This window comes from Burkholderia sp. B10, from assembly GCF_004368385.1.
GTDB classification, from domain to species: domain Bacteria; phylum Pseudomonadota; class Gammaproteobacteria; order Burkholderiales; family Burkholderiaceae; genus Burkholderia; species Burkholderia vietnamiensis.
This window is the reverse complement of the sequence record NZ_PQMX01000003.1, coordinates 65,518-81,006: the sequence shown is the minus strand read 5'-3', so window position 1 is coordinate 81,006 and position 15,489 is coordinate 65,518. Positions and strand designations below refer to the sequence as shown.

The window sequence follows — 15,489 nt, the reverse complement described above, 5'->3', positions numbered from 1 at the left end:
GTCAGGACGACCGCGCTTCCGGCGCCGCGATTCTCGTCGCTTGCATGCGCCACTTCGCCGGCGTCATCCCCACCTGCCGTTTGAACACGCGTTGGAACGCAGCCTCCGACCGATATCCGACCGTCTCGCCGATCTCCGCGACGGACATCGTCGTTTGCGCCAGCTTGCGCCCGGCAAGCGCCATGCGGATTTCCGTCAGCACATCGGTCGCCGAGCGGCTGATCGCCTCGTCGAAGTGGCGTGCGAACGTCGCGCGCGACATGTGGCAGCGCTCCGCCAGCTGCGCCAGCGTCCAGGGCTTTTCCGGCTCGTCGAACATCGCGGTGAGCGCCGGCTGCAGCCGATGGCGTTGCGCCAGCGCGAGCAGCCCACGCGGCGCGTGACCGGACTCGGACGCACTGCGCAGCGTCAACGCGAACAGCGCGCCGGACAGATGATCGACCACCGCCGCGCTGCCGGCACGTTGCTCCAGCGCTTCCTCACGCATCAATTCGATGACCCGCGCAAGCCGCGTGGCGGCAAACGCGGCGTCGCGCGTCTGTCCATCGCCGGCGGCGACGCTGCTCACGATCAGACGCCGAGGCAGATGGTCGCGCAGCAACTGCTGCGGGACGGCCGGCAGCACGAAGCGCCCGCACAGCACGTCGATGCTCGCGTCGGCGCCGCCGTTCGTCGTAATGGTCAGGCCGTTGCGGTGCCGCTCTTGCACCGCGCGCGGCGCGTCGCCGCTGCCGTCGTGCAGCCGGTGCGCACTGCCGGACGGGAACACCACGATGTCGCCGGCCTTCATTCGGAGCGTCGGTTCGTCCGCGCCGCCCGTCTCGCCTTCGACGACAGCCTCGCCGCGCAACAGGATGTGATACGGAAGCTCCCGCTCGTTCGACTCGGGATGGTCGATGCGCCACGGCGAACCGAAATGGCACCGTACGTCCAGCCGGCCGGTGACCGGCATCATCGACAGCAATCGGTCCAGCATGTCCATATGAGACGTTTGAGCATGAATTTGCACAAGTATGGCATTAAAAAACTCGGCCTGCATCCCTACACTGACTCCCATGCCATACGACATGGCTAAGCAGTTCAACCACTCAACTGAACGAAGGAGTCGATCATGTCCCGTCTCACCACCATTCGCCCTGAAGAAGCCACCGGCGCGGCAGCGGAAGTGTTCGCGAAGATCAAGAAGGCCGTCGGCAAGGTGCCCAATGCGTACGCCACCATCGGCACGCACAGCCCCGAAGCCCTCGGCGCGGCGCTCGCGTTCGACGCGGTCGTGGCTGCCGGCACGCTCGGCAAGGCCGACATCGAAGTCATCAAGCTGGCGGTCAGCGAACACGTGGGCTGTGACTATTGTGTCGCCGCGCATACGCTGATGGGCAAGCTGGCCGGACTGTCGAGCGACGCCATGAAGCAGGTGCGCGCCGGCGCGGCCACCGGCGACGCCAAGCGCGACGCGCTGGTGACCTATGTGCGTACGCTGGTCGGCACGCGCGGCACGGTGCCCGAGGCGGCCGTCGACGCCGTGCGCGCCGCCGGTTACACGGAGCGCCAGCTGATCGAAATCAGCCTGGCGATCGCGTCGATCACGTTCACGAACCTGGTCAATCGCGTCAACGATACGACGCTCGATTTCCCGGCCGTGGCGTAATGGCGCGTCGGTGTGCAGGCGCGGCGGTCGAACGCAGTCGATCCGACTGCGTTCGATCGTGAGGCCCGTGTCGCCGGCGGAATGTGCTGGCTGGCGGCGCCGCACTTCGATACCGCCTCTGTCACGCGCTGCGGATCACACAGGTCGATCCGCAAAGTCTCAAACGCCAGTAACGATCAAGCCGGGGAACGCTTTCGATCGACGCGCACTGAATTTGCCGCGTGCGTCCCCTGCTGACCGGCCGCCGCAAGCCGATCGTCGCTGCGTGGCGAGCGGCACCGGTGCGGATGTGATCGTTCGATCGGTGTCGGCCCGTCCACCAATGGTCGGGCCACCGTGCAGGCCGGCTCGCGTCCGCTCAGCGTGGCGGCAGCCCGGCCGCGATCTGGTCCGCGAGGCGCCCCAGAATCGCGCTCAGCGCGGCGGCCTGCGCGGCCGCGCCGTGCTGCGTCAACGATGCGGTCAAGGTCGTCTCGCGGCTCGCGCTCACGCGCTCGGGCCGGCCCGCCAACACCGTCCATGCGGCCTCCAACGTCAACGTGCCGCCGTCGTCCGCATGCACGTCCAGCACCGTGACGACGAGCGTGCGCGTGTCGGGCGGCCGCGGCGCATCCGGCAGGACGACGGCTCCCGGCGGCAGGCGCGTCAGCAGGTCCTGCGCGAGCGTGCGCCGCATCATCCGGTCGAGCGGCCCGGCCCAGCGCGCGCCTTCGTCGATCCAGACACGGTTCGCCGAGCGCTGCACGACGACCTCGGGCCGGTCGAGCTCCGCCGGCACGTGCACGGCAGTCAGTTGTACCGGCTCGATGGGCTCGTCCGCGCGGATCGATGTAGCCGGCGTCGCACTCAACGCCACATAGCGCGTCGGCGGGCTGTGCCCGCATCCGGCGAGCACGGCGGCCAGCGCAACGACCGCCCATTTCATCGGGGCCGGCGCCGCTGCGTCGCCGGCCCGTCGCTTCGATCGACGGATCATGGCTTCTCCTTCGCTCTGCCGCGCACGAGCGCTTCGGGATGTCGGTCGAGATAGTCGGCCAGCGCACGCACCGAACGGGCGGTATCGGCGAGTTCGCGCAACACTGCGGGCACGCCGGTCTGCGTGGTGGCGTCGTCGCCGAGCGTCCGGCTGGCTGCGGCTGCGGCCTCGTCGGCGCTGTTCGCGGCGTCGCGCAGCTGCGCGACGAGCGGACCGATCTGCGGCGACACCTGCTGCAGCGTGCGGTCGATCTGCGCGACCGATCGGTCGAGATGCGCGAGGCTGTCGCGGATCTGCGGCGATGCGGTCAGCGCATTGAGCCGCGCCGCGATCGCGCGCACGTCGTCGCCGGTCTCCTTGATCGGCAGCGCGTCGAGCTTGCCGGCGATCGCGTTGGCGCGCGCGGCGATCGCACCGAAGTCGGCCGACGCGACGCTCGGAATCTCCGCCGGGCCGGCGCCACCGGAAAACGCGGCCGCCGAAGCGCCGGCGACGAAATCGAGGCTGACCATGCGCGGGCCGACGAGCGGCGGATCCTGCACCAGCCGCGCGCGCAGCCCGCGGGCGACGAGCCGTTCGAGCATGCCGTCGACGATGGGCCGCCAGTTGCCGTCGGCCGGCGGATGCACGCCGGTGATGCCGAGCGCCGACGGTTCGAGCGCGATCTGCACCGGCGTGCCGAGCTGCCCGGTGGCGGCGTCGTAACTCAGCCGCACGCGCGTGACCGTGCCGACCTGGAAGCCGCGCAGTTTCACCGGCGCGCCGTCCTTCAGCTCGCCGGCCGCACCCGCGAACCGAATCAAGTACGGCACCACCGGCCCATGCTCGGGCGCGAGCGCCGGGCGGCGCTCGGTGCCGTCGAAGTGCCGCGCCGGGGCGCCGGCGCCCGGCTCCATCACGATTTCCGGCCCGACGACGAGCGCGCGCAGCGAGGTCGGGTCGCTCATGTCCGGCTGCGCACCGCGCAGGAAAAAGCGCGTGCCGCTGAGCAGATACTTCTGCTGCGCGCGATCGATCTTCAACTCGACCTCCACATGCCGGCCGTCGGGCGACAACGCGATGCCCGCGACCTTGCCGACCTTCACGCCGCGCAGCGTCACGTCGGTATCGTCGACTTTCATTCCGTGCGCGTCGGAAAACATCACGGTGACGCTTTCCCCGCCCTGCGCGAGCGCCCGTATCCCGAGCCATCCGACCACGGCCAGCGTGGCGACGGGTACCGCCCAGATCAATCCCGGCCAACGACTGTGCCGCACCTCGGCGCGCGAGCGACGGATGCGCGGCGGGTTCATCGAGTCCTCCGGTCGGGGCGGTCCCACATCAGGCGCGGATCGAAGGCGCGCGACGCGAGCATGGTCAGGAACACCACGAGCGCGAATGCGGTGGCGCCGGTAGCCGGCTGCGCGGACGCGACGCCGTCGAAGCGGATCAACGGAACGAACGCCGCGATCGTGAAGACGTCGACGTTCGACCACCGGCCGAGTTCGTCGATCCAGCGGTAGAGGCGCACCTTCAAGCGCAAACGCCGGCGCGATCGCCGCAGCACGGACGCGACGAACCAGCCCATGCCGACGATCTTCGCGACCGGGATCACGATGCTCGTGATGAACGTCAAGATGCCGAACGGCCATAGGCCGACGTGAAAGAGCTGCATGACGCCGTCGACGATGCGGTGCGTGTGCACGCGTCCGAGCTGGATCGACGTTGTCATCGGCAACAGGTTGGCCGGCACGGTCAGCACGAGCGCCGCCAGCGAGAGCGCGCTCGCGCGCGAAAGCGCCGCGACCCGGCGCGCGCGCAGCGTCAGCCCGCAGCGCGAACACGAACGCCCGGCGCACGCGTACGGCTGCACCATGTCGCAACCGGCACACGACAGCACGGCCTCGCCGCGCGACGGATGCCGATCGGCTTCGATGGCGCGCCACACGGTGCGCCGGTCGAGCGACGCGCGCGTGAGCATCGACATCAGGCCGGCCGCGATCAGGCAATAGCCGCCTGCGCCGATCGAGCCGGTGAGACCGTGCGTGACGCGCACGTAGCCGATGATGCAGCCGACGAGGTACACGTCCGGCATTGCCCAAGCGTCGAGTGCGAGCGACCAACGGAACACCGCACCGATACCGTGGAACCGCCAGCCGAAGCCAATCGCGGCCAGCACCAGCATCAGGCCGCCGAAGCGCGCGAACGGCAGCACGATGCCGAACATCCCGAGCAACACGGCCAGGATCACCCAGCCGTCGTTCCACATCGACACGATGCCCGACGCGAGCACCGAGGAATGCGACGCGCCCAGCATCGTGACCGTCATCAGCGGTGCGAGGTTGGCGGGAAACAACAGCACGAAGGTCGCCGTCGTACAGGCGAGCGCGGCCTCCACGCTGCGGCCGCGGCGGCGTTCGAGCGTCGCGTGGCAACGTCTGCAGCGCGCCAGCGCGTGTGCGTCGATCGGCGGGATATGGTCGAGCGTCCCGCACGTAGGGCAACCGATCGTGGTCATGCGACGGCAGCGCCGGTGGGCGCGCGATGCGCGCAATGACACGCCCGGTGGCAAAACCTGCACGACGCGGGCAGGCGGTCGCGCGTGATGATCGTCGTCATGCGTTCTCCCGTTCGATTAGGTTGCAACAGCGCCGCGGAACCGCGGCGGGTGCGCGTGCCGAGCTCTACCCGTGCGGCGCGAAAATACACGGCGGGCAACGCTGCATGCGCGCCTGCCGTCATTGGGGTGTAGGGCAGCAAGGTATGTACCTGGGGCGTGGCGGTAACCGGTAACCGCTTGCTGGTTGGCGGTGGCGGTGGCGGTGGCTATTACAATCGAACAAGCACGGAGATTTGAACCGAATATGCGTCGTTATGTGGACATGAACCGACTTCAGCACCAACCCGTCGATTGACGTGGACCCGTCGTTGATGAACTCGCTGGCCGCGCCCGCGACGCCGGGCATCGCCCACGGCCCTGTCGTCATTTCTAGGCGCAACGATTCATGCGCACGGTCACGCGCCGCTCAATCGATCCAGCCGCGGTCGACCAATCAAGTATTCCGCTAAGAGGCCAGTTCAAAAAGACTCTCGAGGCGCTGTTAACTTCACCGGCGACCTGTTAACCTCAAGCATCTGAGCAACAGGATCATGAGGGATGCAAGCGCCGATCGTTGATGACGAATTGTGGATACTCATCGAGCCATTACTCCCGCCGCCGAAACCGCGGCGAACGAAGAATCCAGGACGGTTTCCGGTTCCGAATCGGGCGACATTGAACGGCATCCTGTTCGTGCTCAAGACCGGCATTCGATGGAACCATCTGCCAACCCAGCTCGGCTTCGGTTCGGGGGCAACCTGTTGGCGCCGACTTCGCGACTGGCACGAAGCCGGTGTGTGGAATCGCCTCCACGAACTATTGCTCGCCAAACTGCAGGCGGCCGGCCAGATCGATTTTTCACGTGCCGCCGTCGATTCATCATCGGTACGGGCTGTTGGGGCGGGCCAAAAACTGGCCCGAACCCCACTGATCGTGCGCGACCCGGCTCCAAGCACCACATCGTCACCGACGCCAACCGCACACCTCTCGCCGCGATCCTGACTGGCGCCAACGTCAACGATGTTACGCAGTTGCTGCCGCTGATCGACGCGATTCCATCGATTCGCGGCCTGCGCGGCCACCCGATTCAACGGCCTCGCGTGGTCTACGCCAATCGCAGATACGACTCCGAGCGGCATCGGCGAGCCCTGCGCAATCGCGGTATCCAGCCAGTGATCGCGAAGCGCCGGACCCGACACGGCAGCGGACTCGGCAAGTATCGTTGGGTGGTCGAACGCACTCACTCCTGGCTCCACAGTTTTCGTCGCCTACGCACTCGCTTCGAGCGGCGGCCTGACATTCACGAAGCATTCCTGAAACTCGGTTGCTCGCTTGTCTGTTGGAACATCTTCAGGCGCATCGAGCAGTCTTTTTGAACTGGCCTCTTAGAAAAGACTCATCTGCCGCGGATCCCGCTCCGGCACCTTGATCGACATCACATCTTTCGCAGCTATGCGCATGCGTGCAATGAGCGGTACGCCTACCCCGTCAATCGTGAGCCCGAAGCCGTACGCCTCGATGTCGTCTCGCTTCAGCTTCGGGATCGGCTCCCAACTCGGCTTCCAACCGAGCCGTGCGGTGCGAGCCAGCAACTGCCGCTTCGTTAATCCCGGCACGCAATTCGCCACGAATTGCGCGAGCGGCTTAGGAACCCACTCGGGCGGCAAACTGGGTTGGAGTGCGAATGAAACCAGCGGCAACGTCGTAGTCGTTCCTGTCTCCAGGAGAAAGGCGTCGAGGTAAGGTTAGCAGACTGCCATCGTGAATCTAAGACTGCCCGGCCGGTGGCATCACAAAGAGGCGTTCGTCCCACACCACGGGCTGCGGATCAGTCACAACGATTCGCGTTGCATCCGGGTGCGCGGGATTCACCAGCACGTTGAACTCTGCACGGACCACGACCGACGGGACAATCAGGAGCGCGGTACGCATCTCGGTCATCCATGCGTCGCCAAACTGACGTGCTGCCTGAAGTGCCGCCGCGTCCCATCCGTCCGGCAACGTTTCGGCCGTATGGCGTTCGATGCTGACGTCGTCGGGAACACTTGCTTCGACCCATCCGTGTGTTTTCGGCACCTTGCCGATGCGCGCATGCACCAGCACCTCGAGCATCGCACCCGCAAAAGTCGACGCCGCATAGATGACGGGCCGGCCCGGACTGTTGAAGCGGCCACCGACCAGCATCGCGCCGGTGCCGCTCCAGATCGTGCGTCGCGTGTCTGCGATACGGAACAACTTCATGCAGGCAGCCCGTAGAACAGTTTCCAGAGCAGTTCTTCGACCCGGCGCGCACCGAGCTCGGTGAGCGCGACATCGAGCGGCGCCCGCCCTTCAAGTTCAGGGTGCGGCGTCGACAGGAATTCCCGCGCGTCCTCTTCGTCGTTCCAGACGTAGGTGGTCGTCGCGACGATCCGGGCCAGACGCTCCGTCTTCTCCGATTCATCTTGCGTTAGCCGATCGCGGCGGCGCTTGTAGGTCGCTTCGGGGATGATGCGGGCGAGGAGTGCCCGGCGAGCGTCGGCGCCTTGCGTCGCGTGCTCGACGCCGGCGCGCAGCGCGGACTTCGGCAGGCCACCACGCACAAGCGCTTCCAGCTCCGCCAGCGTATGCGGGAGCGGCCGCAGCTCCATGACCGCAGCCACGGCTTCAGGGGTAACAAGTGACATGGCGACTCCCCAACAGGCATCAGTTGATACCCGATTGTAGCGCAAATGATACCTTTCGCAAGATGTTCTTGATCGTCGGGAGGCGCCGCCCCCTCGCCGGTCGCCACGTTGATACGGATCAGTGCTGCTCATTTACCAAAAAATTGGTCGAAAAAATCGTATAAACCCTTGATATATATTCATTTCATCATTCATATCGTCAAATACTGATTTCTAGAATACCGGACGGGAGATGTGCGAGACTTCAGCCATCGACGTATCGGGAGCATTCGATGAACAGCTTGGTCCTCTATGCGAAACGTCAATCTCCGCATCGCCCGATTTCTGTCGAACCAATGAAGCACCACACCCGCATGCTATCGACGGCGAACGCGTGTAGATATCGTAGAACTCTGATTTATGCGGGCCGTCGTGGCGAGCGGCCGCTTGCCGACGATCGTGTCGCCCACGACGGGAAGCCGGCGATCGCGCGCGACCGCCGGCGCACTGCATGTCACGCCGGCATCATGCGCACGTCGCGCGCCGCGCGGGCGTCTCGACCGCCGATTGCATGAACCGCTGGTCGACCGTCGCGGCAATCCGCCGCGCCGTCTCGTACAGTGCGACGCCCACCTGCTCGACCGGCATGGCGCCGGCATCGTCAGGATGCATCAAGTACGGACATGCGAGGATCGCGATGGCCGCACCGGTCTTGTCGACGATCGGCGTCGCGATATCCGTGACGCCCGCAATGCGCGCGTTCGGGCGGCGGATGCATCCGTCTGCCCAACGCGATGCCGCCGCCTCATCGTGGCCCGACGCGCCCGGCAAGCCGACTGCTCGCGCGCCCGCCCGCAGCAAGCGGGACCGCGCATCATCACCCTGCAGCGCCCCGTACATCTCGCCGGCCGCGCTGCCCTGCAACGGCACGCGCGTGCCGACGCGAACCGCGATGTTCCACTCCGTCTCGGCGTCGGCGGCGGCAATGACGATCATCGTGTCGCCGTCGAACACCGTCAGGTAGCACGACTGCACGGTCTGCAGCGTGAACTCCTGCATTGCCGGCGTGACGAGGGCGCCGAGCGAGCGCGTCGGCGCGTGGTGCTGGCCGAGAAAATACAGCTTCATCGTCAGCGCATAGCGGTCGTGGCGATCGATCCGGTAGATGTAGCCGCGCTCCTCGAGCACCTGCATCATCCGGTACAGCTCGCTGCGGCTGCGCTTGAGCGCGCGGCAGATGTCCGCCTGCGCCATGCCGTACTGCCGATCGATCAGCAATTCGAGGATATCGAGCCCCTTCTCGAGCGCCGGCGCGCGATAGTTCACCTTCTTCCGGCGCACCGGATTGCCCGAATCGCTCGGGTCCGTCTCTGGATTGCGCATGTCAGCCATTACCCTTTAAGGTGGTCGTTCGATTCGCACGGCGCGCGGCCGCGCGATACCCGGACATCGGCAGCGGGAGCGCGCTCAAGGCGTTTCCGGCCACCACGGCTGTGGGGTCGTCCTGATCAGGTAGTCGTCGAGATTCTTGCCGGCCAGCCAGCCGGGGCGCGCGCCCTTGCCCGACCACGCGCGGCCGGTGTCGGGATCGTAGTATTTCGCCGGCGCCTTCTGCTTCCTCGCCTTGACGAAACCCGCGGCACGCAGCAGTTCGATTTCGGTGATGCCGAACTCGCGCACGTGCGCCGCAATTTCGTTCAGCCGCGCCTGCTTCTCCTTCTGCCGCGCCTCTTCGACGATCAGGTTCAATCGGCCGAGCTGCCGCTGCAGCTCGCGTATGGTCGGATGGGTCATGTCACGCGTTCCGGGAAAACTCGACAGGTTGAGGGGCGAGCGCGCCGGTGCTCGTGCGCGGCTTGGAATGGAGACCAACGGGCAAGGCCGCCGCGCACGACGGCTCGATCGCGTCGATCTCGTCGACCTCGCCGATCACGCCGCGCAGATTGCGCAGCGACGCGTCCTTCACGCGCGGCAGCGCGGCACGCACCTGCTCGCGCAGTTGCGGCAGCGCCGACACGAACCGCTCCAGCACCGCCGCGAGACGCGTCGCGCGCATCGCATCGGCGGGCTTCAGCAGGAAGGCGTCGGACAAGCCGAAATGGCGGAACAGCCCCTGGAACTTGTCCTGATAGGTGAGCGCCGCGACCGGCACGCCCATCCCGAGGCTCGCGATCGCCAGATGCATGCGGCCCGTCACCACGCCGTCGACCTGCCCCGCGATCGCCTTCAGCTCGGCCGCCGACATGCGCGCGCGCGGATAGCAGAGCCGCTCGCCCAACGCCGCGGCCAACGCGCGATGCAGCGGCTCGAGGCACGTGTCGTCGCCGTCGCGGCCGCGATAGTCGTGCGACAGCAGCACGATGCCGAGGCCACGTTGCGCCGCGATCGCGCGAAGCGCGTGCTGCGCCGCCGCGACCAGCGCGGCGATGTCGGCGTCGCTGGCGCCGCGAATCAGCATCGGATGCAGATTGAACGCGATCACGACATCGCCGGCCGCGCGCCGTGCGTCGATCCATGCGGCGGTGTCCCGCACGCTGTCCGAAGCGTGATCCGGCTCCAGCATGAACGCCGAATCCGCGACGAGCGTCGCGGGCGCCGAGCTGAAACGCCTGAATCGGTCGAGCGACACGTCGTCGCGAACGTTGACCAGCAGCCGCGCGTCGAGGCGGTCGAACGCGTGCCGCAACGGCCGGTACGGCCGGGCGTTGAAGCTGAAGCCGAGAATCGTGCCGCGCACGCCGCGCCGAACCAGCAGATCGGCCGTCGCGAGCAGGCGCAGCGACGTCATCGGCGAGTAGTAGCCGTCCATCACGTCGGCGCCGATGACGACCAGCGCGCTCGGGCGCAGCGCCGCGAGCCGTTCGACCGTGTCGGTGAGCCGCCACGGCTCGCGCCACGCGTCGACCGCATGAAAGCCCATCCGCGTCGCGGCCTGCGCGGCCTGCGGCGTGGCCGTGACGACCGAGACCTGCAACGCGCGGTTGGCCGCCCGCAACCGTTCGACCACCGCGCTCAGCATCGCCTCGTCGCCTTTCGAGCCGACCAGCGTCCACGGATCGCACGGCAATATCAGCAGATGCGCACCGGCCGCTGCGTCGTTGCGCGCGACGCAGCGTGCGGCCTCGCGGCGCCATTGCGCGGTCAATCGCTTCACGTACAGCCACACGCGCAGCCGCTGCTTCAGATCCGCCAGTTTCGACATGTCCGGTTTCCTCTGGATGGTGGAAGGTGCCAGCGCACGCGCGCACGCGCGATGTGCGAGCGTTTCGCGCAGCACGCGCAACTGCGCGTCGTGCCATGCGCGCGCGGCATCGCGCGCCGCCGCGCCCTGTGCGACGCGATGAGCGCGATCCGTCGCGAGACGGACGAGCGCATCGGCGAAACCGCGCGGGTCCGCGTCGGGCACGATCGTGACGCCGCCCGCCGCGTGCTCGCCGAGGCCGCGCGCGCCCGTTTGCGTGCTGACGGTCGGCACGCCGAGCGCCATGCTTTCGAGCAGCTTGATGTTGATGCCGGTGCCGAGCAGCATCGGGTTGATCGAGATCGGCGCGCACGCGAACGCATCGCCGAGCTCGGCGACCGGGCCGCGCTTGACGACGTGCGCGCCGTCGGGCACGGCCGCGGCGATCGTGCCGGCCAGATGCACGCGAAACGCCGGCAGCCGCGCGACAACGTGCGGCAGGATCTCGTCGACGAAATACTGCATGGCGTCGCGATTCGGCTGGTTGTCGCTGCCGACGAAGGTCGCGTCGGCATGCGGCGCGCAGTCCACCTGCGGCGGGAACGCCAGCAAGTGGCTCAGTACCGCGACCGACGGCGCGCCATCGCTGCCCAGGCGCGCGGCCAGCGCGTCGCCTTCGTCGGCCTGGATCGCCAGCGCGACGTGCGCGCGACGCAAACCGTCGCATTCGCGCTCCGGCGGAATCGAAAACATGTAGCGCTTCGCGCCCGCGCGACCGATGAACGGCACGTGCCGGTCCGCGAAGATGTCGTGCGTGTCGAGCACTTTCACGACCGTGTCGGGGAACGCGTCGAGCGCGCGCGAATAAAACACGTATTCGACGAACACGGCGTCGAATGCATGACGGCGCTGCAACGCGCGCAGCTGCGACGAGAAGCTGTCGCTGAACAGTTCGTCGAGCCCCGTGTAGTACGCGTGACGGCTGCCGACCGCCTTCGCCGCCAGCCGGCGCACGAGCCATGCGACGCGCTTGAGCCGATAGCACGCGAGCGCGACGCCCGTGCGATGCAGTACCTGCACGTGGTCGGCGCCGAATTCGTCGCGATGCGCGTCGAGGTCCATGCCGCCGGTCTGCCTCGACTCCAGATAGACGAAGTGCACGTCGCAGCCGAGCGACCGCACCGCGCGCGCCAGATTGAGGATGCGGCTGCGGTTGCCGGCGTTGACCGGAAACAGCGGAACGGGTGAAACGATCGCGACTTTCATGAAGCACTTCCTTTGGGTGGCGCCGGCGGCTGCGCGCCGTCGGGCGCACGATGACGAATGGCGACGAACGCGCCGACCCGCACGGACTGCCCGTGCGCGAAGCCGACGCCATGAACGTAGATGCCGCGTTCGTGATCGACGTCGTGAACGAATGGGCCGCCGGGAACGGGCAGCCAGCGGAACTGCGCGTCGTCGAGCATGCCGGCCGGCGTGTCGGTGTACAGCGTCATCGGCGGATACGCGCCGACGCGCACGGCAGCCGCCGACGCCCCGCGTTCCGGCAGCCGCACCGACGCGTAGAGATCCCAGCGCCCGTCGCGCGGCAGCGTGTCGAGCTTCAGCTGGACCGCCCAGACGCCCGAATCGCCACGAATCGCGATCGCCGCACCCTCGGGCGCAGCGGCGTCGGCCACCAGCCGCGCGCTGTCGTACAGATTCACGCGCGACACGTCGATCGCCCGCCAGTCGGCGGCGGCGACGCCGGCCGCGATCGACGGCGCGACGACCGGATGGCGGTCGATGTCGAGCAATGCATCGAGTGCGGCGAGATCGCCGCTTTGCCGGTACTGGCGCAGGCCGGCCGCCTGAATCGCCGCGTCGAGGCGCGCGCGCCGCGCGCCGAGTGCGAGATCCCAGCCGTCCTGCGCCGCGCGCGCCGCATAACGATCGCGCAGTGCGAGGATCACAAAATCGACGGGCATGCGCGCGGCCCGCACGCGCGCGCCGTGCAGCGCATCGCCGTCGACCACGCGGGCGGCCGCGTCGAAATCGCGTTCCGAGTCGCGCACGAACTCGTACGTGTACATCGACATGCCGAGCGGCGTCTGCTCGGCGAGCACGTCGCCGCTCGCGTGCAGCGCGGCGTGCATGCGGTCGATGTAGCGCACGATGGCGGGGCCGGCCGCGCCGTAATACGCGTCGCAGTATTCGCGCACGAGCGCGCGCGCGTCGGCCGTCGGCGTCCACAGCAGCCGCGCGATCAGCCACACGCGCAGGCTCGCGAACTCGCCGCCGCGCGACTGCCAGTCGCCCTCCGCGAAGTAGCCGTCGACGTGCTGCAACGTCGCGAGCCACGCGATGCTGCGGCCGATCGGATAAAGATTCGGCGTCGGCTGCAGATAGCCGCCGAAGTTCACGACGTGGTCCCACACGGTCACGTGCTGCGCGATCTCGTTCCATCGCACGAGCCCGTCGCGCAGCCGCGCGTTGCGCGCGTCGTTCAGTGCGGCGCTGTAGTCGACCTGGATCGTCATCGGGTACACGCGCACGTGGTCCGGGACGAGCATGCCGTCGGGCGGCGCGAAGCCCCAGTGATAGGCCGGCATCGCGAAGCGCGCGCCGGGCACCTCGGCGCGCACGCGCTCCGACACGTCGCGCACCAGGTCGACGAACGCCGCCGACGGCGCATCGCCACGCGCGTGCGCAAACGCACGGCTCGCGTCGTCGGGGTCCCAGCCCCAGTCCATCGCGTGGATGCCGAACCAGATGCGCGTCGGGTCGGCGCGACGCTTCAGGCGCTTGACGATCTCCGCGGTCATCGTCGCGCGGACCTCGTCCGACATCATCGCGAGTTGCCCGCCGGCATACCACGACGGGTGAGCCGACGCATGACGGTCGCGCGGCACCAGCGTCCAGAAATCGGCCTCGCCGTCGCGCGCGAGCCAGCTGTGATCCCAGATGTCGATACCGGGTGGCGACGGGCGATACGACGGCCCGTGCGATTCGCCGTTCAGCAGATTGTGCGCACGGTACGCCTTGTCCTCGCCCTCGGCGCTCAGCACCTCGCGATACGCGAAGCGCGGGATCTGCAGCACGGGCGTGGTCTCGACCTGCAGCTCGGGCTGCCGCGGCACTTCGGTCGCATCGGGCGCGAGCCATTTCACGCCCAGTCTGCGGTCGAGCCACCAGTACGCGCCGAACAGCGTGCCGCGCACGGTGTCGCCGGCGATCACGAGATCGCTGCCGCTGCGGCAGATCACGAAGCCGTCGCTGCCGAGCGCCGCGTCGCCGCAGCGGCGCGCCGCATGCTCGCCGCCGACGACGATGGCCGGCGTGCGGCCCGGCGCATCGTTCGACACGGCGAACGACGCGCCGCTGATTCGCGACAGGTAATCGGCGATCTCGTCCGCCGCATGACGCGTGACGGCATCCGCCGCGCCGGCGCGCACGACGTAGCGCGCGACGCCGTGCTGCGCGAGCCGGACGTGCGACGCGGGCGCGCGCTGCGCGTGGGCGCTGCCCGACGCGACGCTGCCGCATAGCGCGGCCAGCGCGATGCACGCCGCGATCGCGGCGAACGGCAGGCGCGTCATTGCCGCGCGATCCGCGACACGCCGGGCGGCAACGCGAGCGGCACGTGGAACTTGCGATAGAACCGCCACAGGCTGCGCAGATGATGCCGTCCGGCGCGCGATACGGGGCTCGCGGCCGATTGCCGCTGATGCTCGTGCACGAGCGTGACGCCCGGCATCCCGAGCACGCGATAGCCGGCGAGCCAGGTTCGCGCGCAGAGGTCGACGTCCTCCATGTAGAGGAAATACGCTTCGTCCATCCCGCCGAGCGATTCGAACAGTTCGCGGCGCACCACGAAGCCCGTTCCCATCACCCACTCGGCATCGAACGGATTGCCGCACGCCCACGCGTCGATCATCAGATGCCGGTCGACGCGCGCACGAAAGCGGTCGGAGCGGCCCAGCGCGGTGCGCCGCGCGAGGATGTCGAGCCAGCTGTAGAAGCGGCGCGCCGAATACTGGCGGCGGCCGTCGGGATACTGCAGGTCGAGCCCGACGAGGCCGGCCTGCGGGCACGCGTCGAACAGGTCGAGCACCTTCGCGAGCCCGTTCTCGTCGAAGCGCGTGTCGGGGTTCACGACCAGCACGTAGTCGCGCCGGCACGCGGCCATCCCGAAGTTCACGCCGGAGCCGAAGCCGCGATTACACGCCGCGCGCAGCAGCCGGACGCCGCCCGGCAGTTCGCCGCGCAAGCGCGCGTACGAGTCGTCCGGCGACGCGTTCTCGACGACGACGATGTCGCCGGCATGCGCGACGCGCAACGCGATCAAGGACGCCACGCATCGCAGCGTCATGTCGGGCGTGCCGTAGTTGACGACGATGACGCTGATTCTTCCTTCGGTTTCCATCGTGATACCCCGCGCGTTGGTTGAATGTGCTGGCCGGTGGTCCGGCTCTGTGCGTT

14 protein-coding genes are annotated in these 15,489 nt (G+C 68.1%); 2 read left to right on the top strand and 12 right to left on the bottom strand.

Annotated features, from left to right (window positions below; all coding sequences use genetic code 11):
• Position 1: 1 nt before the first annotated feature.
• A complete protein-coding gene (locus tag C3Y15_RS02470; protein ID WP_043292573.1) occupies positions 2 to 982 on the bottom strand; it encodes an AraC family transcriptional regulator in 981 nt (326 codons plus the stop codon).
• A gap of 129 nt (positions 983 to 1,111) precedes the next feature.
• On the opposite strand from C3Y15_RS02470, the gene C3Y15_RS02465 reads away from it, so the two are divergent.
• Positions 1,112 to 1,648 (top strand): carboxymuconolactone decarboxylase family protein, encoded by a 537-nt coding sequence (locus C3Y15_RS02465; protein WP_059494807.1) that lies wholly within the window; start codon positions 1,112 to 1,114, stop codon positions 1,646 to 1,648.
• Between the two features lie 358 nt (positions 1,649 to 2,006).
• Here C3Y15_RS02465 and C3Y15_RS02460 read toward each other — a convergent pair whose 3' ends face one another.
• From C3Y15_RS02460 to C3Y15_RS02450, 3 genes are read right to left on the bottom strand one after another with little or no spacing between them, the layout of a single operon-like run.
• A complete protein-coding gene (locus C3Y15_RS02460) occupies positions 2,007 to 2,624 on the bottom strand; it encodes a PqiC family protein (protein ID WP_011879777.1) in 618 nt (205 codons plus the stop codon).
• Positions 2,621 to 3,916, bottom strand: coding sequence for an MlaD family protein (locus C3Y15_RS02455; protein WP_059494805.1), 1,296 nt, complete (start codon positions 3,914 to 3,916; stop codon positions 2,621 to 2,623). Before C3Y15_RS02455 ends, C3Y15_RS02460 begins: the two co-directional genes overlap by 4 nt.
• Positions 3,913 to 5,121, bottom strand: coding sequence for a paraquat-inducible protein A (locus tag C3Y15_RS02450; protein WP_059494803.1), 1,209 nt, complete (start codon positions 5,119 to 5,121; stop codon positions 3,913 to 3,915). The genes C3Y15_RS02455 and C3Y15_RS02450 overlap by 4 nt, the downstream gene beginning before the upstream one ends.
• Before the next feature lie 639 nt (positions 5,122 to 5,760).
• On the opposite strand from C3Y15_RS02450, the gene C3Y15_RS02445 reads away from it, so the two are divergent.
• Positions 5,761 to 6,578 (top strand): IS5-like element ISBvi5 family transposase gene (locus C3Y15_RS02445; RefSeq protein ID WP_124259727.1). Its coding sequence is split into 2 segments (ribosomal slippage): positions 5,761 to 6,109 and positions 6,109 to 6,578, totalling 819 coding nucleotides; the frame shifts between segments, so codons are not numbered across the junction.
• Between the two features lie 9 nt (positions 6,579 to 6,587).
• Here the strand turns inward: C3Y15_RS02445 and C3Y15_RS32125 are convergent.
• The 8 genes from C3Y15_RS32125 to C3Y15_RS02405 form a co-directional block, all read right to left on the bottom strand.
• Entirely contained in the window at positions 6,588 to 6,794 is a 207-nt protein-coding gene (locus C3Y15_RS32125) for a hypothetical protein (RefSeq protein ID WP_224019679.1), read from the bottom strand.
• A 175-nt stretch (positions 6,795 to 6,969) separates the two neighbouring features.
• The gene (locus tag C3Y15_RS02435; RefSeq protein ID WP_011879773.1) at positions 6,970 to 7,443 is read right to left on the bottom strand and encodes an RES domain-containing protein; all 474 of its coding nucleotides are present in this window, start codon (positions 7,441 to 7,443) and stop codon (positions 6,970 to 6,972) included.
• The gene (locus tag C3Y15_RS02430; protein ID WP_011879772.1) at positions 7,440 to 7,868 is read right to left on the bottom strand and encodes an antitoxin Xre/MbcA/ParS toxin-binding domain-containing protein; all 429 of its coding nucleotides are present in this window, start codon (positions 7,866 to 7,868) and stop codon (positions 7,440 to 7,442) included. Before C3Y15_RS02430 ends, C3Y15_RS02435 begins: the two co-directional genes overlap by 4 nt.
• Before the next feature lie 504 nt (positions 7,869 to 8,372).
• Positions 8,373 to 9,230, bottom strand: a complete 858-nt coding sequence (locus C3Y15_RS02425) for an IclR family transcriptional regulator (RefSeq protein WP_059494799.1) — start codon at positions 9,228 to 9,230, stop codon at positions 8,373 to 8,375.
• An 84-nt stretch (positions 9,231 to 9,314) separates the two neighbouring features.
• Complete coding sequence (locus tag C3Y15_RS02420; protein ID WP_014725579.1) at positions 9,315 to 9,641, bottom strand: H-NS histone family protein; 327 nt, start codon at positions 9,639 to 9,641, stop codon at positions 9,315 to 9,317.
• 1 nt (position 9,642) lies between these two features.
• A complete protein-coding gene (locus C3Y15_RS02415; RefSeq protein WP_046423193.1) occupies positions 9,643 to 12,294 on the bottom strand; it encodes a polysaccharide pyruvyl transferase family protein in 2,652 nt (883 codons plus the stop codon).
• Positions 12,291 to 14,606 carry a DUF4838 domain-containing protein gene (locus C3Y15_RS02410; protein WP_059494797.1) on the bottom strand — a complete coding sequence of 772 codons (2,316 nt, stop codon included), beginning with the start codon at positions 14,604 to 14,606 and terminating at the stop codon, positions 12,291 to 12,293. The genes C3Y15_RS02415 and C3Y15_RS02410 overlap by 4 nt, the downstream gene beginning before the upstream one ends.
• Entirely contained in the window at positions 14,603 to 15,433 is an 831-nt protein-coding gene (locus C3Y15_RS02405) for a glycosyltransferase family 2 protein (RefSeq protein ID WP_011879767.1), read from the bottom strand. The genes C3Y15_RS02410 and C3Y15_RS02405 overlap by 4 nt, the downstream gene beginning before the upstream one ends.
• Between the last annotated feature and the right edge of the window lie 56 nt (positions 15,434 to 15,489).